The organism is Trinickia sp. LjRoot230 (genome assembly GCF_964253315.1).
Classification (GTDB): domain Bacteria; phylum Pseudomonadota; class Gammaproteobacteria; order Burkholderiales; family Burkholderiaceae; genus Trinickia.
In genome coordinates this window covers 440,904-460,719 of sequence record NZ_CAXUQX020000001.1, presented here as the reverse complement: position 1 = coordinate 460,719, position 19,816 = coordinate 440,904, and the positions used below count along the sequence as shown (strand labels likewise).

The window sequence follows — 19,816 nt, the reverse complement described above, 5'->3', positions numbered from 1 at the left end:
CTCGGCTTTCTCTTGATGGACAGCCAAGACGACGACATTGGTGAAGTCAACGCACTCGTTGATGAACTTTGCTCGTCTTACGGATGACATGCCGCGATCAATTATGACTCTCGGGCCCGGGGCGATTAGGATTATGCGAACGAAATTGACAGGACCGTTTTCTCGACGTAACCGATATTCAGCATGTGGCGTCCCGCTAGCACGCCTCCTTGCTCATTGTTCGTGCAAACGACTGGCGACCTCGCAAATTTAAGGTGGATCAGATCTGAAACGGTGTTATTTTGTTTCAGCGGCCTACCATCATGATCGGGTTATGCCGTGGCATTCAAAGGCAACCACATAAATAGACAACAATGAGCCAACTCTTAATTAGCGCGTATCTCAAACAACTTGATCTAATTAAAAAAGTCAGCGGGAGTCATCGCGAGACTATCGTCCGTGAGGCATTCAAAGATTTACTCAAAGCCTGGGGCAGGCAATACGACTTAGTTTTTCTCGCTGAGTATCCGCTCAAAACCGCAGCTAAAAAGAATATTGCTTTGGATGGCGCGGTAGTGCACGAATTGCGGATGCCTCTTGGTTATTGGGAAGCCAAGGACGAGAAAGACGATCTCAACAGCGAGATTGTGAAGAAGTTCAAAAAAGGCTATCCGCAAGACAACATCATCTTTTCAGACGATGTGACCGCGGTGCTTATCCAGAACAAGAGTGAGGTATTTCGTTGCCACGTGACGGATACCGTCAAGCTCGCCCAATTGCTAAAGCTTTTTTTCGGTTTTGAACGCCCTGAAATTGCGAATTTTCGGGCGGCTGTAACACAGTTCAAGGTCGATCTCCCCACTGTTCTGCTGGCCCTACGTGGGATGATTGAACACGAACATAAGCAAAATGCCAAGTTCCGGAAAGCAGACGCCAAATTTTTAGAGCACGCCAGGGACGTGATCAACCCGAACTTAACCAGATCTGATGTGCGTGAAATGTTGATTCAGCACATATTAACTGAAGAAATTTTTGCAAAGGTGTTCGATGATAGCGACTTTCATCAGCACAACAACGTAGCGAGAGAGCTTTATGCACTGGAAGCGGAATTCTTCACTGGAAACTTGAAGAAACAAACGCTGAAAGGGTTGGAGCCTTACTACGCGGCTATCCGTTCGGCGGCTGCCCAAATTAGCAGTCACGGCGAAAAGCAAGCCTTTCTGAAAATTATTTACGAAAATTTCTATAAGGTTTATAACAAGAAAGCGGCTGATCGGCTGGGCGTCGTGTACACGCCGAACGAAATCGTGCGGTTTATGATCGATGGCGCTGACTGGCTTACGGAAAAATATTTCAATAAAAGCATTATCGACAAGGACGTTCAGATCCTTGATCCAGCGACAGGTACCGGCACGTTCATCTGCGAACTGATGGAACACTTTCGTGGTCAACCAGCTAAGCTAAAACAAAAGTATCTGAACGAGCTATACGCCAATGAGGTGGCTATACTGCCTTATTACGTCGCCAATCTGAACATTGAGGCCACTTATGCAGCGATCACCGGCAGTTACGAAGAATTTCCTAACCTGTGCTTTGTCGATACGCTGGACAACGTTGGTCTTCATACCGCAGCCAAGGGCACGTCCGGTCAGCTATTCGGGAGTGTGAGCGAAGAGAACGTCCTTCGTATAAAACGGCAGAACAGCAAGCGTATCAGCGTTGTCATTGGCAATCCCCCCTACAATGCGAATCAAGCGAATGAAAATGACAATAACAAAAACCGGACATATCCGAGCATTGACGCTCGGATCAAGCAAACGTACATAGCTGAAAGCACTGCCCAGAAAACCAAACTTTACGACATGTACGCTCGCTTTTTTCGGTGGGCTAGCGACCGCTTAGATGATAACGGCGTACTCGCTTTTGTCACGAACCGCAGCTTCATTGAGAGCCGTACATTCGATGGCTTTCGAAAAACGGTTCGTCAAGAGTTTAGCGAAATATACATCGTTGACTTAGGGGGGGATGTTCGTGCTAATCCCAAGCTAAGTGGCACAAAAAATAACGTCTTCGGCATCCAGACGGGCGTCGCCATAAGTTTTATGGTCAAACACGCATGCCCGCCGAAAGACAAAAAACCCGCGCGAGTCTTTTATATTCGGCGTCCCGAATTGGAAACATCCGATGAAAAACTCGGTTTTCTAGCGCATAACGCACTGAGTAACCTAACCTTTGATCAGTTGCAGCCAGATACGGCTAACAATTGGGTCAACTTGACGGACAATGACTTCGAGTCATTGTTGCCGCTCGCGAGCAAGGCAACGAAAGCGGCAAAGACGGCAAGCAAGGAGCGAGCGATTTTCAAACTATTCACAAATGGCGTAAACACCGCGCGAGATGACTGGGTGTACGACCACGATGCCCCCACGTTGCAGGCCAAGGTCGAATTCATGATAGGTGTTTACAACAAAGAGTTCAAGGCTACTCAGCAGCGAGGGAAAGTCGACGAAAAACTGACCAGCAAGGTCATTAAATGGAGTGCCGGCTTATTTGGGAATGTGGGACGAATTGCCGCGCCACCGTTTTCTAGCGAAACGGTAACTAGATCTGCGTATCGTCCGTTCTTCGAATTGAAATACTATGCTGATCCCATTTTTTCAGACCGCCTGACGGGAGGGCACGGCGAGTGTTTCGGAAAAGATTTTAGCCTTACACCTATGTGTTTTGCGTTGACCGCTCCGGGCGCTGCGGTGTCTTTCAGTGCGCTCGCCGTTGCGGGGCTTGCTGACTGGCATTTCCTTGGAGACACGCAGCTATATCCAATTAGACGAACCGCAGATGGAATTGAGGTTGACAACATCACCGACTGGGCACTTAAGCAATTCAACAGTCACTACAATAAATCCGATGCTCTGACAGCTTCCTGTGCCACGGGAAAAAATGCCAAAGCGAAACGCAAAATCTCGAAGGACGCGATTTTTTACTATTGCTATGCGGTCCTGCATGATCCAATTTATCGAGGTAGATACGCGCAAAATTTGAAGCGCGATTACCCGCGGATTCCCTTCTACTCAAATTTTTGGCAGTGGGAATCTTGGGGAAAAACACTCGCATCGTTACATGTCAACTATCGAACGGCGGACCTTTTTAAAATCGAACGGAGCGACACCCCTGATAAAGCGGCCCGCGCAGCAGGGATGATGCCGAAAGTAATACTTCGCGCCGACAAGGTGGCAGGCACTATTGAGATTGATAGCGAGACGACGTTGACTGGCATCCCACCCGAAGCGTGGGATTACAAAATCGGTAGCCGCTGTGCCCTCGATTGGATTCTCGATCAATACAAGGAAAAAAGACCGAATGATCTGACCATTCGCGAAAAGTTCGATAGCTATCGATTCGCAGATTATAAGGAAGAGGTCATCGAACTACTTGCACGCTTAACCACCATCAGCATCGAGACGTTGCGCATCGCACGGGCGATGGAAAAAGCGGCGCGATAATACAATACAGCCGGCAGCGTTGTATTTCTCTGGAACGGGGCGCAGCGAACGGTCTATCCACGCTCCCTGCCAGCAGAAGTCGCTGGGCCGTCGCATCGATCTTGAGGCAATGTCCGTTTCCGAGGAGATTGATCGACTGCTCTGGGTCGATCCGAGTCGTTCGAAAACAGCTATCGCGGAGCGCCCAGCACTCACAATTGGCGTTCTCAATGCACCCGCATAGAACGCGTCGCTCGGCACCTAGGCGACCCTTGGCATCCCGATCGAATACCGGTTGAACCGCACAACCTCGTCGCCGATCCAATCATTGAGCTGCGCGAATCGCCGCTGCAATGGTTCGATTTCGTTACAGCCGAATACCTCGGCGGCCGTGTCGGCCGCGCCAAACCCGCCGGTATTGCTCGGCACGATCCCCATGAGCTGCGGCGGAATACGATGCGCCGCGAGCAAATCGTCGCGCGTGACATTCTTGATATTGAAGAACTCGTCTTTCGCGGTGACTTCGGACACCGGAATGAGCTGGATGCCGTCTTTCTTCCCGTTTGGCGCATACATGAACAGATTGCGGAAATTGCCTGGTCCCTTGCTGTTTTTCAGCGCCTCGCGCATATTGTCCACATCGGTTTGACTCTGTGCCGCGTCCGTCATGTACAAGATGAATCCGGCATGAGAACCATTCTCGTAGTACCGCCGGCGAAAGAGTGTCGCCGACTCGTTCAACCATGCCGCGTGCAGCGCGCCGAGATATTCGGGCAAGCCGTACACCTCCTGGTTAATGTCCGGTTCCATCAAGTGATGCACCGAGTCGACCACGAACTCATGCGAAACCTGCCATCCGCTGACCTGATAGAAGCGCTGTAGGTCCGTCGCACGGCGTAGATACTTCGCAGGCGCACGCCTGAGCGCGAGCGGCTTGCCAAGCCGATTATCTTGCCGCTCAAGGTATCCATTGCCGAACGTGAGGAAGTCGAGCGCCCACTTGTCGAATTCCTCACGCGTGAGCAACTTGTGCGGAATGAACGTCGCCGATAGCACGTTGCGTTTGAAGTAGATCGCCGAGCCGTGATGGACGCCAGCGCGAAACGTCTTTGCCAGACCTGACCAGGACACCGGCGGCTCGAACCAATTGCCGGCCGACCACGTTTCGACGTAATCCAGAATCTCGGCGCGATCCATCACCGGCACGGCGTCGCCGAAGGTGAAGGCCTCGGCCCTCGGCGGCGCTGAGGGTGCGGCGTGCATGTTGCGATTTCGCTTGCTCAATTTGAGAACTCCATAAAGCCAGTGTTGTTCGCAGTGACGCCCTCCAGCGGCTCGTTATCGAGCGCGTGCAGGCACGCCCAGGCAAGGTCGGCATGCCCCGTTTCCTCGCTGCGGCTCGCCTCGTATGTGACCTTCTTGCCGCTCGCGGTCATCGTCTTTCGGATCGCCATGAACGATTGCGCCAGGTCCGTCCAACCGGCATCGAATTCGAGCCGACCCTTGCCAATAACCGACAGGCCTTTGAGCACGAACCGGCCTTTGACTTCCGGCGAGTAGTTGAGCGCGACCGCGCTAGGGTAGAACTGCTTGACGAGCTGATAAACGCCTTGGCCGATGCCCGTCGTATCGATCGCGATATACGCCACGTTGTATTGCTGCGTGATCGAACGAATGGCCTCGGCCTGCGCCTCGAAGTCCATGCCGCGAAACTGACACTTGTGCAGCACACGAAACTTGCCGCCCGGCACCGCCGGCGGAGCAACGACAACCAGGCCGGCGGAGTCACCCGAAAGCGCAGGGTCATAGCCGACCCAGACGGGCCGATAGGCGAATGGGCGAGGCGCGAGCGGCTTGAAATCGTCGGCCCATGCCTCCCACGAGTCCACCATGCAGCGCTGCAGCTCGGCGAGCGGGAATATTGACGCTGTATCGTCGATGAACTGACACATCAAGAGGTTCGCGTATTCCTGCGCGCTGTATTCGAGCCGCAGCTCGTCGACGTCGAACAAGTCGCACCCGCCGGCGAGCGCATCCTCGACCGTGACGATCTGCCGAAACTGCCGATCCTCGCAAAGACGGCCCAGCTCGAGCGCCTTGTGCGAGACATCGAGGTGGATGTGATCGACCTTCGCGCGGCCCCTGTTGAAGTGCTCGCCGCTCCAGAACGTGTACGCCTCGTGCGTGATGCTCGACGGCGTTGAAAAGTACGTCTTCCGCCACTTCTTGTGCATCGCCATACCCGAGGCGACCTTGTTGAGCTGGCGAAACCCGCTGACCCAAAAGTATTCGTCGAAATAGAAGTTGCCGTGATAGCTCTGCGCGGTCTTCGCGTTCGTGCCGAGGAAATACAGAATGGCCTCATTCGGCAGAATGATCGGCTCGCCCGTCAATTCCACGTCGGCGGCTTCACGCGCGAACTGGCATATGTACTGCCGGAACACGTGCGCCTGAGCCTTGCTGGCCGATAGAAAAATCTGATTGCGGCCTGTCTTTAAAGCGTCGTCCAGCGCTTCGCGCCCGAAATACCACGTCGCGCCGATCTGCCTCGACTTGAGAATGTTGCGTGTGCGCTGGTGCCCGTTGCGATACCAAACCTTCTGATAATCGAACAGGGAATCGAGAAAGGCCTCATGAAGCCGCGCGATTTGCTCGTCGCTGAACGCGTTACGCGGCGCACGCTCCTTGCGAGGCGCCCTGTTCCGCGCCTCGATGTTCGGGTTCAGGTCACTTTCCTTCCCCGTTTCCCCGTACTTGCGCACGCGCGCGAGGCGTTCGACCTGGCGCCCGAGCAGATCGATTTCCTTGAAATCACTGCCGGTCTTTACCGACTTCGCAATGAGCACCGCAAGCCGCGTTTCGAGCGATGACTCGATGCGCTCGATCGGCGTTGACTTGTCCCACTGGCCGCGCTGTTTCCACGCCTCCACCGTCGCTCGCTTCAAATCCATGTGCCGCGCAATCGACGTGATTCGCCATCCCTGCCAGTAAAGCGCACGCGCCATTCGGCGAGGATCGGCGTTCGATTCCAGGGCGGGGGAAATGTCGGCTGTCTCAAGCATGGCGGCAAGTTTCCCGTGCCGCGCGCGCGCAAGCACGCGCGCCTCTATGTACCCGAAGCGCGAACAAACGCCCCTCGTTGAGCCATCGCATGCGGGCTCGCAAGATATCAACTCGCGTTGAATCCCTTTTCGAAAATGTCGGAGATCAAAACGATGCAATCTCGCAAGCTGTCGCTCGTGTCGCTCGCCATTGCGGCGATCGCGTTCGCTTTCACGCTCGATGCGCACGCGGCGACGTTCACCGTGGACAGCGTTATCGATCACGTCGAGTTGCTCGGCGCGCTCGCATCGCATGGCACAGGCCTCGGCGCGCTCGGCATCGGTGCCGCGACAATCGGCTCAACTGTATCGGCTAACGACGTGAAGCTCGCGAAGTCGAAAATGTTCCGCATTGCCGTCGAAGGTGCGACGACGGACGGCCGCACGATCGAGCGCGCATGGCTCGAACAGATTGCCGCGAACTACAGCCCGTCGAAGTACGGCGCGCGCGTGAATCTCGAACACTACCGCGGCATCGTTCCCGATGGCCCGTTCAAGGCATACGGCGACGTGCTCGCGGTCGAAACCCGCGAGCTCGACGGCGAGTTCGCCGGCAAGCTGGGCCTTTACGCGCAAATCGAGCCAACGCCTCAGCTCGTTGCGATGACGAAGGCCAAACAGAAAATTTACACGTCGTGCGAGATCGACCCGCAATTCGCCGACACAAAACAGGCCTACCTCGTCGGCCTGGCTGTCACCGACAGTCCCGCCAGCCTCGGCACGCAAATCCTCGCTTTCGCTGCTCAGAATCCGGCCGCGTCACCGTTCGCCAGCCGCAAAACCTCGCCGACGAGCCTCTTTACGGCCGCCGAGGAAGCCGTGATTGAGTTTGAAGACGCGTCGCAACAGGGTGCACTTCCGGCGCTGTTCGCCCGGGTGAAAGAACTGCTGAGCGGCGCGAAAAAGAAGGAGGCAGTCGACGACTCCCGATTCGTCGACGTGGCGCAAGCCTGCGAAGCGCTCGCTTTGCACGGCGCCGAACAGACCGCATGCATCGAGGCACTCACCAAAGAACTCGCCAGCGAACGCCAATCGCGTGAGAACGATCGCAAAGCGTTCGATGAGCTCGTCGTGCAGCTCGCGAGCACCGGCAACGGACAACCGCAACGGCCCGCCACGACCGGCGCCGGCGCGGCCGTTTCGACCGACTGCTAAACGCAATCCCCTTTCATCGCCCGGAGAAATCAGCACATGCGCACGGAAGCCCGCCAGGCCTTTAACGCCTACCTCGAAAAGATCGCCAATCTGAATGGCGTACCGCGTGCGACGGAGAAATTCGCCGTCGCACCCAGCGTGCAGCAAACGCTTGAAACCCGCATTCAGGAATCGAGCGACTTTCTCTCGCGCATCAACATGTTCGGCGTGACGGAGCAGAACGGCGCAAAGCTCGGTCTCGGCGTCGGCTCACCGATCGCCAGCACGACCGATACGAGCCTGAAAGACCGGCAGACGGCCGATGTGTCGGACCTCGACGAGCGCGGCTACAACTGCACGCAGACGAACTTCGATTCGCATGTCACCTACGCGCTGCTCGACGCCTGGGCGAAGTTTTCCGACTTTCAGCAACGCTTGCGCGATGCCATCGTGCGCCGTCAAGCTCTCGATCGCATCGCAATCGGCTTCAATGGCACGTCGCGCGTAGCAACGTCCGATCGCACGAAGAACCCCTTGCTGCAAGACGTCAATAAGGGCTGGCTGCAGCGCATGCGCGAGCAGGCCCCGCAACGCGTCATGCACGAGGGCAGCAAGGCAGCCGGCAAAGTGCAAGTCGGGCCAGATCTCGACTATGAGAACCTAGATGCGCTCGTGTCCGATCTCCTCGCGAGCATGATTGATCCATGGCACCAGGACGACACTGCGCTCGTCGTGATCTGCGGCCGCGCGCTGCTGCATGACAAGTATTTCCCGCTCATCAACAAGACGCAGGCTCCGACCGAAATGCTCGCGGCTGATGTGATCCAAAGCCAAAAGCGCATGGGCAACCTTCCGGCGGTAACCGTGCCGTTCTTCCCGGCGAATGCGTTGCTCATCACGAGTTTCGACAATCTCTCGCTGTACTACCAAGACGGTGCGCGTCGTCGCACGATCGTAGACAACGCAAAGCGGGATCGCATCGAGAACTACGAATCGAGTAACGACGCATATGTCGTCGAAGACCTCGGGCGCGCGGCGGTCGCCGAGAACATCGAACTCGTAACGGAGGTGTGATGGCTAGCCCCGCCCGTCGCCACTTTCAACGCGTATCGGCAAGCCTTGCCGCGGCCTCGGCCGCGCCTGGCGAAACGCTCGCCGGGAGCGCTTACGAGCTGATGCTCGCGAAGCTGGCAACCGATCGCCGGCGCCTCAAAAGCATCATGTCGATCGAGCGAAAGATCGAAGTGAAGCGCGTCGAGCTGCTACCCGAGTATGTCGACTACGTCGCCGGTGCGCTGGCCGGCGGGCGGGGCGCACAGGACGATGTTTTAACGACCGTCATGATCTGGCGCGTCGATGCGGGCGACTACGCCGGCGCGCTCGATATCGCCCGGTATGCGATCGCGCATCGCATGACGCTGCCGGATCAATACGATCGCCCCCTCGCAACTGCGGTCGCCGAGGAATTCGCCGAAGCGGCGCTCGCGTCCTTCAAGCACGGCGAGACGGCAGCCGTCGGCCGCTCGCAACTCGTCGAAGTCTCGCAGCTCACCGAATCGGCCGACATGCACGATCAAGTGCGCGCAAAGCTGCACAAAGCGCTTGGCTATGCGGCCGAGCGCGACGGCGACGGGGCGGGCGCTCTCGAACATCTTTGCCGAGCGCTCGAACTCGACTCGCGCGCCGGCGTGAAACAGGACATTGCACGGCTCGAAAAGGCCGTGAATGCGACCGGCCACGGCGCCGGCCGCACGTAAAGAGCCTATCCGGCCTGGGCGGCGCCGGCCGACGATCGCAACGCCTGACGGAAACGCGATCCGACGCCGGCCCACCGCCCACCTTTCAAAGTCGAGGCCATGACGACATTCAACGCGATCGCATCACCAACCCTCACACCCGAGCCCACACCGTCGGCCGACGCGCTGATCGTCGATAACGTCGCTTGGTTTCCGCCGATCGACCTCGCGGATATGCGGGATGCAGTGCGCCTGGTCGGCACGGTCACGACCGCGCGACTGCGCGAGGCCGTGATCGCTGCAGTCGATGAAGTCAATCGCGAGCTGGCAAGCTGGCGCTCGCCGCTCGAGGCTGCGGGGGTCGCTTCGCTGGCTGAGCTGCCGGCGGACACCATCGGCGGTAAGAGCGTGCAGCTCTGGCGGTATCGGCGAGCGGTCTATTTCCTCGCTCGGGCGGATCTGGTCGAGAAATATCGCGACTTTGACAGCACGAAGTCGGGTGCAGCCGACGCCGAAGAGCTGATGCCGACGATCGATGCGGACCGACGAAATGCACGCCAGGCGATCAACGACATCCGTGGCGTCCCGCGCACCACTATCGAGCTGATCTGATGCGCGTCTACGCACAACAAGGCGACACAGTCGACTCGCTTTGCTTTCGGCACCTCGGGCGCACCCAAAGCGTCGTCGAAGCGACGCTCGAAGCAAACCCAGGCCTCGCCGATTACGGCCCCGTTTTGCCGATCGGCCTGGTCGTCGACCTGCCCGATCCGCCGAACGATCAATCGACGGTCCAGCTCATCAACCTCTTCGACTAACCCGGAGTCGCCAACATGGCCGAACCCAGCACCACCGCGCTCGCAGCTGTATCGGCCGGCATTGGCTTTGCGAGCCTCTTCCCCGGCATCGACGGCAACGCGCTCATCGGCGCATTTGCGGGCGCGGCGCTCGTCGTCGTCACGTCGAAAGACCTGTCGCTCGGCAAGCGCTTCGCCTACCTCGTGATTTCCCTGATCGCGGGCTATCTGGCCGCGCCCGAAATGGTGCGGGCGACGCCGGTCAAGAGCACCGGCGTCGCGGCGTTCTTCGCTGCCGCACTGGCTATCACGGTGACGCTGCAACTGATCGAACGCATCAAGTCGTTCGACCTGCTCTCGCTGTTTCGGAAGGGTTGACCGATGCATAACCTTCTCGCACTGATCGCACTGTTTGCGTACAGCGTCGCCTCGCTGCGCATCCTTGCCTATCGCCGCGAAGGTGCGCGGCACCGGCACCACATTTCATGGTTCGCGTGGCTGCTTCTAGCCGTGCTTGGCGGCTCAGCTATCGAGCTGATCGTCCACGCGAAAACCGTGGGCTTCTTCGAAGCAGCGCGCGCCGTGACCTTCACGATTCTCGTTTTCGGGGCGCGTGGCAACGTCGCCCGCCTCTTGCGGAGTGCATGACATGATTCTCAGAGAAGGCGATATCGGCAACGACGTTGCGCTGCTGCAAAAACGCCTCACGCGCGCTGCCTTTGCCGTTGCGGAAACACACGTATTCGATCAGGCAACCGAGGCGGCCGTGATGGCGCTTCAGTGTGCGCGCGGCCTCGTCGTCGACGGCATCGCCGGCCCAAAAACGCTGATCGCTCTCGCCGGCACCGCGATGCCGGGCCACCTGGCCGACGCCGACCTCGTGAAAGCCGCCGATGCACTCGGCGTTCCGGTCACGGTCATTCGCGCGGTCAACGAAGTCGAATCGCGAGGCGCGGGCTTTCTGCCCGAAGGTCGGCCGAAAATCCTTTTCGAGCGACACGTGTTCTATCGGCTTTTGCGAGTCCGCGAGATCGATTCCGACGTGCTCGCCGCGAAGTATCCGAACATCGTATCGAGCAGGCGGGGCGGATACATGGGAGGCGCCGCCGAGTACACACGCTTGGCAATCGCGGAGGGCATCCATGCCGACGCCGCACACGAGTCCGCGAGCTGGGGCGCGTTCCAAATCATGGGCGAGAACTGGCACGCGCTGAAATACGACAGCGTCGCGGATTTCGTCGCTTGCATGCAGCGCAGCGAAGCCGACCACCTCGACGCCTTCGTGCGGTTTATCGCGGCGAATCCGGCCTTGCTTTCCGCGCTCAAGGGTAGGAAGTGGGCAGCCTTCGCCAAGGGCTACAACGGCCCGGATTACGCGCGCAATCTGTACGACGTGAAGCTCGCGCGAGCATACGACAAGTATGCCGAACTCGAAAAGGCGGCCGCATGAACCCGATCGCCGCAAGGCTGGCCCCGTTCGCGCTGCGCCTGGGGGTGATCGCGCTCATCGCGCTCGCCGTCGTCGCCGGCTGGCACTACGTGAAGAGCTTGCGCACCGAGCTGGCCGACGCGCAAAGCGACGCACGCAGCGCCAAAGAAGCGCTCGGCCGGCGCGACGCCGCAATCATCGAGCTACAGCGCAAGGCGCGCGACGACGCGAAAGCGCTCGCGCAGCTCGAGCGGCAACGCCAACGCATCGTCGCCAGCCTGGCGCGATCCGAATCCGACTTCGAGGCTTTGAAGCATGAAAACGAGACCCTCCGCGCCTGGGCTGATAGTCCTCTGCCTGACGACGTTATCCGCTTGTATGAGCGCCCCGCCGTCATCGGAGCCGACGAATACGATGCGGCAATGCGCGCCCGTCACGCGCTGCACGCTTCCCGCGACAGCACCGCGGACTAACGACGATCTGCGCAAGGCGATCGACATGACTCAAGCGGCCTGGGCTGAATGCGCCGCGCGCGTCGACATGATTGCAGCGTGCCAAGAGGAAGGCTTCTCTGTAACCGGCAAGGCCGACCATGAATAAGGCAATCAGTCTGCGCCGCGCCCTTACCGAGGCGGCGCCCTCGCTCGCAGTCGATCCCGACAAGCTGCTCGTGTTCATCGACGCAGGCAATATCGTCGGCACCGGCGCTCCCTCGCTCTCGTTCAATTACGTCTATACGCTCAACGTCATCATCGAGGACTTCGCCGGCGACGCGGACACGCTTTTCGTGGCGCTCATGGCCTGGGTCCGGCGCTACCAACCGGACATTCTCAACAACGACGATTTGCGTCAGTCAGCCATTGCTTTCGAAGTCGACCAGCTCACGCAGACAACGGCCGACCTATCGATCAAACTCAAGCTCACCGAAAGCGTCGTCGTGAGCGTCGACGCGTCGGGTGCGCGAACGGTCAAGCACGTTGACGAGCCCGTTTATGAATGGGACGTGCCCGGCTTGGTCTTCGCGCAATGAGCAAGCTCGACGCCCTCGAATCGTGGGCCGGCGGACTGCTCGCGCGGCTCGCCCCCGCCGCGCGACGCACGGCGACACGCGAGATCGCGCGCGAACTGCAGCGCAGTCAGCGCGCCCGCATCGCACGGCAACGAAACCCAGACGCAAGTCCCTACGAAAAGCGCAAGCCGCGCTCGAAGAACCGCCTTCGCGACAAGGTAGGCCGCATCAAGCGAGCGGCAATGTTCGCGAAGCTTCGCCAGACCCGCTATCTGCGCGCTGAGTCTGATGCGCGAGGCCTAGCTGTCGGCTTCGCTCGCCGCGTTGCGCGCGTGGCTCGCGTCCATCAATTCGGCGAGATCGACCGTGTCGCGAAGAGCGGCCCCGACTACAAGTATCCCGCCCGCGTGCTGCTCGGATTCACTGACGCAGACCGCGAAAAGATCCGCGACATACTGCTCAAACACCTCGCGCGATAACCGCTCTACCTCTCGAATCTGTACCGGCCACGCTGACAAACGGCACGTGATGACGCACGCACGCGTGCTCGGCAACATGGAGGCATGAACGCAAACGAATCCACACGCCAATTTCTGAACGGCATTCGCAAGGGCGCCGTCGCAGCAGTTGAGGGTGCGCTGTGCCGAGTAGAGAGCGGCGACTTAACCACCGACTGGATTCAATGGTTCGTACCTTTCGCTGGAGAGACGATCGAGTGGCTTGCGCCCTCGATCGGCGAGGGTGTCATGCTGCTCTGCCCGAGCGGCGACCCAGCGCAAGCTGTCGCGCTGCGCGGTTTCTACTCCGAAGACTTTCCCCCGCCAAGCACTGACCCTGCGAAGCACGTCCGCAAGTATCGCGACGGCGCGACCGTCGAATACGACACCTCGGCTCACTCTCTCAAAGCCACGTTGCCGGGCGGTGCTACCGCCGAAATCACCGTGCCCGGCTCGGTCGTTGTCAAAACGACCGACCTCACGCTCGACGCGACGACGACGACCGTCACGGGTTCGATGACCGTCAAAGGCGCATTCGCGTTCGAGTCGGGCATGACAGGCAAGGGCGGCACGAGTTCGACCGTGAAGATCGACGGCGAGGCCGACTTTACCGGCGAGGTGAGATCACAAGGCGTCAGCCTACCGAAGCACACGCACCGCGAGCAAGGCGACGGCGCACTCGTGAGCGATCCGCAATGAGAGGCATGAACGCATCGACTGGCCGCAGTATCAGCGGCCTAGCACATCTCTATCAGTCCATCGGGCAGATATTGAAAACGCCGACCGGTACGCGCATCGCGCGCCGGTCGTTCGGCTCCGACCTGATCGATCTGATCGACGCGCCGAACAATGCAACCTCGCGCGTGCGCCTCTATGCGGCCGTGGCGACCGCGTTGATGCACTGGGAGCCGCGGTTCACGCTGACCCGCGTACAGCTCTCGGCCGATGGCCTGATGCAAGGGCAGACCGTCATTGATATCGAGGGTTATACGAACGAGACCGGCGCCACCGTTTCGACGAGCGTCGACCTTGCAACTGGCGCGACGAAATGAGCGCGATTGATCTCTCTTCGTTGCCGCCCCCGGATTTCGTCGAAGTCATAGACTACGAAACGATCCTTGCCGCGCGCAAGGCGCGTTTCATTTCGCTCTACCCCAAGACCGAGCAGGCTGAAATCGCCACGACGCTGGATCTTGAATCGGAGCCGGTTGCTCGCCTCTTGCAGGAAAGCGCCTATCGCGAAACGGTGCTGCGCCAGCGCATCAACGACGTAGGTCGAGCAAAGATGCTGTCCTATGCGAAGGGCGCTGACCTCGAAAACATCGCGGCCGAGTATCACGTCCAACGTCTGACGATCACACCCGAGGACACGACTACCACGCCCCCGACAATGGCGGTTACGGAAAAGGACCCCTCGCTTCGCGAGCGCACGCAGGAGGCGTACGAGGGCCTGTCCACGGCCGGGCCGAAGGGCGCATATGTGTCGCACGCCCGGAACGCTGACGGGCGTGTGTCCGACGCAACGGCTATCAGCCCCGAGCCGTGCGATGCCGTCGTCACGATCCTTTCGACCCAAGGCGACGGAACCGCGAGTCAAGAACTCATTGATATCGTCAAGGCAGCGCTTAACGACGAAGACGTGCGCCCGGTCGGCGATCGCCTCGTGGTGCAGTCCGCAAAAATCACGCGATACGCGATCGACGCGTCGCTGGTGCTCTTTTCGAACGGTCCCGAGGCGGAGCTTATCCTCGCTGCAGCCGCCAAGCGCGCCGACGCTTACGTTAAAGCACAGCGCCGGCTCGGCCGCGACATCAACCGGTCGGCAATTACAGCCGCGCTTCACGTCGAGGGTGTATCGCGGGTCGACTTGAGCGAGCCGGCCACCGACATTCCGCTCGACAAGACGCAAGCGGCCTTTTGTATCGGCGTAACGATCGCCAACGGTGGCACCGATGACTAACCTACTGCCCCCGAACGCCACGACGCTCGAACGCAACGTCGCCGCGACGAACGCCGCGATTGAAGAAATTCCTGTCCCTCTTCGCGACATCAACGATCCGGCCAGGTGCGCGCCGGAGCTGCTGCCCTACCTCGCGTGGGCACGCTCGGTCGATCGTTGGGATTCGAGCTGGTCGACAGCGACGAAGCGCTCGGTCATCGCTGCCTCTTTCTTTGTTCATAAGCGAAAAGGCACGATCGGCGCGCTTCGTCGCGTGGTGGAACCGCTCGGCTATCTGATTCAGGTGCGTGAGTGGTGGCAAGAGAATCCAGTCGGCCGGCGCGGCACGTTCCGCCTCAATATCGGCGTGCTCGAAACCGGCATCGACGATGCAATGTACGCCGAACTCGAACGCCTAATTGATGACGCGAAACCCCTCACACGTCACCTCATCGGGCTCTCCATCGCGATGGAGTCTCGCGGTTCGGTCTTCATTGGCGCGGCGGCCTTTGATGGCAACACGCTCACCGTCTACTCCTATGTACCGACTGAAATCGAAGTAAGCGACGCGGTGCGAGCGGCAGGCGCGACTCACACCGTTGAAACCCTGACTGTTTATCCCTGAGGCCGGACCGATGGCACAGACCTATTTCGTCACCCTGACCGACGCTGGCGAAGCAAAGCTTGCCAATGCTGCCGCGCTGGGCATGCAGGTGAAATTCGCCCACATGGCGCTCGGCGATGGCAACGGCGCGACACCCATTCCGGACCGGCAGCAAAAGGCGCTCGTCCACGAGGTGCGTCGAGCGCCTCTCAACACCCTGTCGGTCGACCCAAAGAACCCGAGCCAAGTTATCGCGGAACAGGTTATACCCGAAGACGTCGGTGGCTGGTGGATTCGAGAACTCGGCCTCTATGACGAGGCGGGCGTGTTGTGCGCGGTCGCCAACTGTCCGCCGACATATAAGCCGATGCTCGCCGAGGGCTCCGGCCGAAATCAAATCGTTCGCATGGTCCTGCTCGTGGCGAGCACAGACGCCGTGACGCTCAAGATCGATCCGGCCGTCGTACTGGCGACCCGCGAGTATTGCGACAACGCAGTGGCCGTTGCCATCTCGCAGCTCGACAGCAAGCAAAGCGTGCGGGCAGCAACGACGACTGCGATCGAGTTGAGCGGGTTGAAGAGGATCGATGGGGTTTCGCTTATCGTCGGCGAACGCGTGCTCGTCAGGAACCAAGCCGCTGGGAAAGACAACGGCATCTATGTCGTGTCGGCGGGCGCCTGGACTCGATCGAGCGACGCTGACGCCGCGCTCGAAGTGACGCCGGGCATGCTGATACCGGTCGAGGAAGGCGCGACAAACGGCGACGCGGTGTTCCAGCTCGTAACCGCCGCACCGGTCACGCTCGGCACGACCGCACTCGCCTTCGAGAGGGTAACGGGCAAGACTGGAGTCAGCGCAGGAACATATCGGAGTGTGACCGTCGACACATGCGGACGCGTCACCGGCGGAACAAATCCAACGACGTTGGACGGATACGGCATCACGGCCGACGTGCAGGCTCTCGTCGATGCCACGCGTCAACGTGACGCCGGCCGCATCGCATTCTTCGCCCGGCCAACCGCACCACCGGGCTGGCTCAAGGCGAACGGCGCCGCCGTCTCACGCATGGCCTATGCAGCGCTCTTCGACGCTATCGGCACCACCTTCGGCGCCGGCGATGGCAAGTCCACGTTCAACCTTCCCGACCTGCGTGGAGAGTTTGTCCGCGGCTGGGATGACGGCCGCGGCTTGGACAACGGCCGAGCCTTTGCCACCGCTCAGGTTCATGCAATCCAGTCGCACGCCCACGTCGTGCCCGCAGTCGACGTGACAAACCCGAACTCCTCCTTCATCAACCAAGATCACACCGGAGATTCGCTAGCTGCTACCGACAACGTGGAAGCAATCAACTCCTTCCCGCAGCCGAACCGCTACTTAACGCACGCGACGGGGTCCAGCGAAACTCGCCCCCGCAACATTGCCCTGCTCGCGTGCATTCAATATTGAAAGGACAGCTTGTGAATGTCTATCACTATGATCCGTCGACCGGCGAGTACGTCGGCCAGTCTACGGCGGACGCATCTCCGCTCGAGCCCGACGTGCACCTAGTTCCTGCGTGCGCAACCGAGGTAGCGCCACCGGCGTGCGCGAGTGGCAGCATCGCCGTCTTTCACGACGGCGAATGGTCCGTCGTCGACGATCATCGAGGCAAAACCTTCTGGCGTCCCGATGGCACACAGATGGCGATGCAAACGCTTGGGCCGCTGCCGGCCGATGCACTTATCGAGGCGCCCAAGCCCACGCCGGAAAAAGTTGCGAGCGCCCAACGCGGGGCTAGGGACGCAGTCCTCGCCGCTACGGATTGGATCGTCACCCGGCACCAAGACGAATTGCTGATCGGCCACGGTACCACGCTCGACCAAGGGCAAATCGACACCCTGCTCACATACCGCCAAGCGCTACGCGACCTGCCCACCGCCGAACATTGGCCGTATGTAGATCTGCCGGTGTTGCCAGATTTCGTTGTAGCGGCCAATTCCAGATAACGGCGTTGCCCTTCTCATCCTTTACGTCGGAGCAAATTGACATGGCGCAGGACTATCACCACGGGGTACGCGTTCTCGAAATCAACGAGGGTACGCGTCCGATTCGCACCGTATCCACGGCTGTTGTCGGCTTTGTCGCGACAGCCTCGGACGCCGATCCGGCCGCCTTTCCGCTCAATACGCCCGTGCTAATCACGAACGTCGTATCGGCCCAATCGAAAGCGGGTACCAAGGGCACGCTGCGCAAGGTGCTCAAGGAGATCGCCGCGCAAACGAAGCCGATCACCGTTGTCGTGCGAGTTGCAGAAGCTGCCACGGACGCAGAGACGACGAGCAATGTCATCGGCGGTGTCGACGAGAGCGGTAAGTACACGGGCCTCAATGCGCTCTTGACGGCGCAGGCCTCGCTCGGCGTTAAGCCTCGCATTCTGGGCGCGCCATACCTCGACACCCAGCCCGTAGTGACCGCGCTAGTGACAATCGCCCAAAAGCTGCGTGGCTTTGCCTACGCATGGGCGAACGGCTGCGCGACGAAAGAAGCTGCTGCAGCCTACCGCGCACAATTCAGCGCGCGCGAAATCATGATCATCTGGCCGAGCTGGCTCGCCTTCGACACAGTCACGAGCACGACCGCCGAAACGTCGGCGGTCGGTACTGCGCTGGGTCTACGCGCGAAGATCGACGAAGAAATCGGCTGGCACAAGACAATTTCGAACGTCGGCGTCAACGGCGTCACCGGAATCAGCAAAGACGTTTTCTGGGACCTGCAAGACCCCGCCACGGATGCCGGCTACCTCAACGAACAGGACGTGACGACGCTCATCAATAGCGGCAAGGGATACCGTTTCTGGGGCTCGCGCACCTGCTCGGACGATGTGCTGTTTGCCTTCGAGAACTACACGCGTACGGCGCAAGTGCTCGCCGACACGATGGCCGAGGCACACATGGAATACGCCGACAAGTCCCTGCACCCGTCGATCGTTCGCGACATGATCGAAAGCATCAACGCAAAATTCCGGCAGTTCGTCGGCGAGGGCTATCTGCTCGGCGGCTCGGCTTGGTACGACGAAGAACCCAACACGGTCGACTCGCTAAAGAGCGGCAAGCTCTACATCGACTACGACTACACGCCCGTTCCGCCTATCGAAAACTTGCTGCTTCGTCAGCGCATCACCGATCGCTATCTCGCCGACTTCGCCTCGCGCGTGCAGGCATAACAAAGGAGTGCCCAAACATGGCTTTGCCGAAGAAACTCAAAGCGATGAACCTCTTCAACGATGGCGAGAGCTACATCGGCCAGGTGACAGAGGTAACGCTGCCCAAACTGACACGGAAGACCGAGTCCTATCGCGGTGCGGGAATGAACGGGCCTATCGAGATCGACCACGGCCAGGAAGGCATGAAGCTCGAATGGACCTGTGGCGGCCTGATGAAAAGCGTGCTTACGCAATACGGCATCACCAAGCACGACGGCGTTCAAGTGCGCTTCACCGGCGCCTACCAGGCCGAAGACGGTGAGCGTCCAGACTTCGTCGAAGTCGTCATTCGAGGACGGCATACCGAAATTGACTTCGGCAATCAGAAGCCGGGCGAGGACACCTCTTTCAAGGTTACGAGCGCGGTCAGCTACTACAAACTCTCGATCAATGGCACGACGCTCATCGAGATCGACCTCCTCAACATGATCGAGAACATCAACGGGACAGATTTGCTCGCCGACCTTCGCAGCGCGATCGGCATCTGACCTCGCCCGTGCCATCTTTCCCTATCGCCTCACCAGACGACACCGACAGCCGAAGCCTGAACGGAGAAAAAAATGACTCAACAAGCCTCTAAGCCCCATACCGTCACGCTCGACACGCCCATCACGCGCGGCGAGCAGACCATCACTGAAATTGCGCTTCGCAAGCCGAGCGCTGGCGAACTGCGTGGCACCTCGCTCAATGCGCTCGTCAATCTCGACGTCGACGCGCTCGGTAAAGTATTGCCCCGAATTTCGTCTCCCGCGCTCACCGAGTACGACGTGCGCGAACTCGACCCAGCCGACCTCGTTCAATTGGGGGTCGCATTCGCCGATTTTTTGCTTCCGAATCGGGCACGCTGAAACACGGCATACCCGATCA

The 19,816-nt window shown here is 59.5% G+C and carries 24 protein-coding genes; 22 read left to right on the top strand and 2 right to left on the bottom strand.

Annotated elements, in window-relative coordinates; translation table 11 throughout:
• The first annotated feature begins 353 nt into the window (after positions 1–353).
• Positions 354–3,482 (top strand): type ISP restriction/modification enzyme, encoded by a 3,129-nt coding sequence (locus ACSQ20_RS02265; RefSeq protein WP_436017046.1) that lies wholly within the window; start codon positions 354–356, stop codon positions 3,480–3,482.
• A 240-nt stretch (positions 3,483–3,722) separates the two neighbouring features.
• On the opposite strand, the gene ACSQ20_RS02260 is transcribed toward ACSQ20_RS02265, so the two are convergent.
• Both ACSQ20_RS02260 and ACSQ20_RS02255 read right to left on the bottom strand, forming a co-directional pair.
• Positions 3,723–4,724 (bottom strand): phage portal protein, encoded by a 1,002-nt coding sequence (locus ACSQ20_RS02260; protein WP_436022863.1) that lies wholly within the window; start codon positions 4,722–4,724, stop codon positions 3,723–3,725.
• A gap of 17 nt (positions 4,725–4,741) precedes the next feature.
• Positions 4,742–6,523 (bottom strand): terminase ATPase subunit family protein, encoded by a 1,782-nt coding sequence (locus ACSQ20_RS02255; RefSeq protein ID WP_436017044.1) that lies wholly within the window; start codon positions 6,521–6,523, stop codon positions 4,742–4,744.
• A 153-nt stretch (positions 6,524–6,676) separates the two neighbouring features.
• Here ACSQ20_RS02255 and ACSQ20_RS02250 point away from each other — a divergent pair, with 153 nt between their 5' ends.
• From ACSQ20_RS02250 to ACSQ20_RS02150, 21 genes are all read left to right on the top strand, one after another.
• Positions 6,677–7,717: a GPO family capsid scaffolding protein gene (locus ACSQ20_RS02250; protein ID WP_436017042.1), complete on the top strand. Its 1,041-nt coding sequence runs from the start codon at positions 6,677–6,679 to the stop codon at positions 7,715–7,717.
• A 36-nt stretch (positions 7,718–7,753) separates the two neighbouring features.
• Complete coding sequence (locus tag ACSQ20_RS02245) at positions 7,754–8,770, top strand: phage major capsid protein, P2 family (protein ID WP_436017040.1); 1,017 nt, start codon at positions 7,754–7,756, stop codon at positions 8,768–8,770.
• On the top strand, positions 8,770–9,453 hold the full coding sequence (gene gpM, locus ACSQ20_RS02240; RefSeq protein ID WP_436017038.1) for a phage terminase small subunit: 684 nt from the start codon (positions 8,770–8,772) through the stop codon (positions 9,451–9,453). Before ACSQ20_RS02245 ends, gpM begins: the two co-directional genes overlap by 1 nt.
• Before the next feature lie 99 nt (positions 9,454–9,552).
• Positions 9,553–10,044 (top strand): head completion/stabilization protein, encoded by a 492-nt coding sequence (locus ACSQ20_RS02235; protein WP_436017036.1) that lies wholly within the window; start codon positions 9,553–9,555, stop codon positions 10,042–10,044.
• Entirely contained in the window at positions 10,044–10,250 is a 207-nt protein-coding gene (locus tag ACSQ20_RS02230) for a tail protein X (protein WP_436017034.1), read from the top strand. The genes ACSQ20_RS02235 and ACSQ20_RS02230 overlap by 1 nt, the downstream gene beginning before the upstream one ends.
• 15 nt (positions 10,251–10,265) lie before the next feature.
• Positions 10,266–10,607, top strand: coding sequence for a putative holin (locus ACSQ20_RS02225; protein ID WP_436017032.1), 342 nt, complete (start codon positions 10,266–10,268; stop codon positions 10,605–10,607).
• Between the two features lie 3 nt (positions 10,608–10,610).
• On the top strand, positions 10,611–10,877 hold the full coding sequence (locus ACSQ20_RS02220; RefSeq protein ID WP_436017030.1) for a phage holin family protein: 267 nt from the start codon (positions 10,611–10,613) through the stop codon (positions 10,875–10,877).
• 1 nt (position 10,878) lies between these two features.
• The gene (locus ACSQ20_RS02215) at positions 10,879–11,679 is read left to right on the top strand and encodes an N-acetylmuramidase domain-containing protein (RefSeq protein ID WP_436017028.1); all 801 of its coding nucleotides are present in this window, start codon (positions 10,879–10,881) and stop codon (positions 11,677–11,679) included.
• On the top strand, positions 11,676–12,131 hold the full coding sequence (lysB, locus tag ACSQ20_RS02210; protein ID WP_436017026.1) for an Rz-like lysis system protein LysB: 456 nt from the start codon (positions 11,676–11,678) through the stop codon (positions 12,129–12,131). The genes ACSQ20_RS02215 and lysB overlap by 4 nt, the downstream gene beginning before the upstream one ends.
• A complete protein-coding gene (gene lysC / locus ACSQ20_RS02205; RefSeq protein ID WP_436022861.1) occupies positions 12,016–12,258 on the top strand; it encodes an Rz1-like lysis system protein LysC in 243 nt (80 codons plus the stop codon). The genes lysB and lysC overlap by 116 nt, the downstream gene beginning before the upstream one ends.
• On the top strand, positions 12,251–12,688 hold the full coding sequence (locus ACSQ20_RS02200) for a phage tail protein (protein ID WP_436017024.1): 438 nt from the start codon (positions 12,251–12,253) through the stop codon (positions 12,686–12,688). Before lysC ends, ACSQ20_RS02200 begins: the two co-directional genes overlap by 8 nt.
• Positions 12,685–13,146, top strand: a complete 462-nt coding sequence (locus tag ACSQ20_RS02195; RefSeq protein ID WP_436017022.1) for a phage virion morphogenesis protein — start codon at positions 12,685–12,687, stop codon at positions 13,144–13,146. The genes ACSQ20_RS02200 and ACSQ20_RS02195 overlap by 4 nt, the downstream gene beginning before the upstream one ends.
• Before the next feature lie 84 nt (positions 13,147–13,230).
• Positions 13,231–13,863, top strand: a complete 633-nt coding sequence (locus ACSQ20_RS02190) for a phage baseplate assembly protein V (RefSeq protein ID WP_436017020.1) — start codon at positions 13,231–13,233, stop codon at positions 13,861–13,863.
• On the top strand, positions 13,860–14,216 hold the full coding sequence (locus ACSQ20_RS02185) for a GPW/gp25 family protein (protein WP_436017018.1): 357 nt from the start codon (positions 13,860–13,862) through the stop codon (positions 14,214–14,216). The genes ACSQ20_RS02190 and ACSQ20_RS02185 overlap by 4 nt, the downstream gene beginning before the upstream one ends.
• Positions 14,213–15,124 carry a baseplate J/gp47 family protein gene (locus ACSQ20_RS02180; protein ID WP_436017016.1) on the top strand — a complete coding sequence of 304 codons (912 nt, stop codon included), beginning with the start codon at positions 14,213–14,215 and terminating at the stop codon, positions 15,122–15,124. Before ACSQ20_RS02185 ends, ACSQ20_RS02180 begins: the two co-directional genes overlap by 4 nt.
• On the top strand, positions 15,117–15,728 hold the full coding sequence (locus ACSQ20_RS02175; RefSeq protein WP_436017014.1) for a phage tail protein I: 612 nt from the start codon (positions 15,117–15,119) through the stop codon (positions 15,726–15,728). The genes ACSQ20_RS02180 and ACSQ20_RS02175 overlap by 8 nt, the downstream gene beginning before the upstream one ends.
• Before the next feature lie 10 nt (positions 15,729–15,738).
• Positions 15,739–17,154 (top strand): phage tail-collar fiber domain-containing protein, encoded by a 1,416-nt coding sequence (locus ACSQ20_RS02170; RefSeq protein ID WP_436017012.1) that lies wholly within the window; start codon positions 15,739–15,741, stop codon positions 17,152–17,154.
• Between the two features lie 11 nt (positions 17,155–17,165).
• Complete coding sequence (locus ACSQ20_RS02165) at positions 17,166–17,693, top strand: phage tail assembly chaperone (protein WP_436017010.1); 528 nt, start codon at positions 17,166–17,168, stop codon at positions 17,691–17,693.
• 41 nt (positions 17,694–17,734) lie between these two features.
• On the top strand, positions 17,735–18,910 hold the full coding sequence (locus ACSQ20_RS02160; protein WP_436017008.1) for a phage tail sheath protein: 1,176 nt from the start codon (positions 17,735–17,737) through the stop codon (positions 18,908–18,910).
• A 17-nt stretch (positions 18,911–18,927) separates the two neighbouring features.
• Positions 18,928–19,437: a phage major tail tube protein gene (locus ACSQ20_RS02155; protein WP_436017006.1), complete on the top strand. Its 510-nt coding sequence runs from the start codon at positions 18,928–18,930 to the stop codon at positions 19,435–19,437.
• Between the two features lie 72 nt (positions 19,438–19,509).
• Positions 19,510–19,797: a phage tail assembly protein gene (locus tag ACSQ20_RS02150; protein WP_436017004.1), complete on the top strand. Its 288-nt coding sequence runs from the start codon at positions 19,510–19,512 to the stop codon at positions 19,795–19,797.
• The last annotated feature ends 19 nt before the right edge of the window (positions 19,798–19,816 follow it).

Bases quoted from the DNA above. Each gene is read 5' to 3' on its own strand.
- ACSQ20_RS02265 (WP_436017046.1), top strand. From the start codon at position 354: ATGAGCCAACTCTTAATTAGCGCGTATCTCAAACAACTTGATCTAATT.
- ACSQ20_RS02260 (WP_436022863.1), bottom strand. From the start codon at position 4,724: ATGCACGCCGCACCCTCAGCGCCGCCGAGGGCCGAGGCCTTCACCTTC.
- ACSQ20_RS02255 (WP_436017044.1), bottom strand. From the start codon at position 6,523: ATGCTTGAGACAGCCGACATTTCCCCCGCCCTGGAATCGAACGCCGAT.
- ACSQ20_RS02250 (WP_436017042.1), top strand. From the start codon at position 6,677: ATGCAATCTCGCAAGCTGTCGCTCGTGTCGCTCGCCATTGCGGCGATC.
- ACSQ20_RS02245 (WP_436017040.1), top strand. From the start codon at position 7,754: ATGCGCACGGAAGCCCGCCAGGCCTTTAACGCCTACCTCGAAAAGATC.
- gpM (WP_436017038.1), top strand. From the start codon at position 8,770: ATGGCTAGCCCCGCCCGTCGCCACTTTCAACGCGTATCGGCAAGCCTT.
- ACSQ20_RS02235 (WP_436017036.1), top strand. From the start codon at position 9,553: ATGACGACATTCAACGCGATCGCATCACCAACCCTCACACCCGAGCCC.
- ACSQ20_RS02230 (WP_436017034.1), top strand. From the start codon at position 10,044: ATGCGCGTCTACGCACAACAAGGCGACACAGTCGACTCGCTTTGCTTT.
- ACSQ20_RS02225 (WP_436017032.1), top strand. From the start codon at position 10,266: ATGGCCGAACCCAGCACCACCGCGCTCGCAGCTGTATCGGCCGGCATT.
- ACSQ20_RS02220 (WP_436017030.1), top strand. From the start codon at position 10,611: ATGCATAACCTTCTCGCACTGATCGCACTGTTTGCGTACAGCGTCGCC.
- ACSQ20_RS02215 (WP_436017028.1), top strand. From the start codon at position 10,879: ATGATTCTCAGAGAAGGCGATATCGGCAACGACGTTGCGCTGCTGCAA.
- lysB (WP_436017026.1), top strand. From the start codon at position 11,676: ATGAACCCGATCGCCGCAAGGCTGGCCCCGTTCGCGCTGCGCCTGGGG.
- ACSQ20_RS02200 (WP_436017024.1), top strand. From the start codon at position 12,251: ATGAATAAGGCAATCAGTCTGCGCCGCGCCCTTACCGAGGCGGCGCCC.
- ACSQ20_RS02195 (WP_436017022.1), top strand. From the start codon at position 12,685: ATGAGCAAGCTCGACGCCCTCGAATCGTGGGCCGGCGGACTGCTCGCG.
- ACSQ20_RS02190 (WP_436017020.1), top strand. From the start codon at position 13,231: ATGAACGCAAACGAATCCACACGCCAATTTCTGAACGGCATTCGCAAG.
- ACSQ20_RS02185 (WP_436017018.1), top strand. From the start codon at position 13,860: ATGAGAGGCATGAACGCATCGACTGGCCGCAGTATCAGCGGCCTAGCA.
- ACSQ20_RS02180 (WP_436017016.1), top strand. From the start codon at position 14,213: ATGAGCGCGATTGATCTCTCTTCGTTGCCGCCCCCGGATTTCGTCGAA.
- ACSQ20_RS02175 (WP_436017014.1), top strand. From the start codon at position 15,117: ATGACTAACCTACTGCCCCCGAACGCCACGACGCTCGAACGCAACGTC.
- ACSQ20_RS02170 (WP_436017012.1), top strand. From the start codon at position 15,739: ATGGCACAGACCTATTTCGTCACCCTGACCGACGCTGGCGAAGCAAAG.
- ACSQ20_RS02160 (WP_436017008.1), top strand. From the start codon at position 17,735: ATGGCGCAGGACTATCACCACGGGGTACGCGTTCTCGAAATCAACGAG.
- ACSQ20_RS02155 (WP_436017006.1), top strand. From the start codon at position 18,928: ATGGCTTTGCCGAAGAAACTCAAAGCGATGAACCTCTTCAACGATGGC.
- ACSQ20_RS02150 (WP_436017004.1), top strand. From the start codon at position 19,510: ATGACTCAACAAGCCTCTAAGCCCCATACCGTCACGCTCGACACGCCC.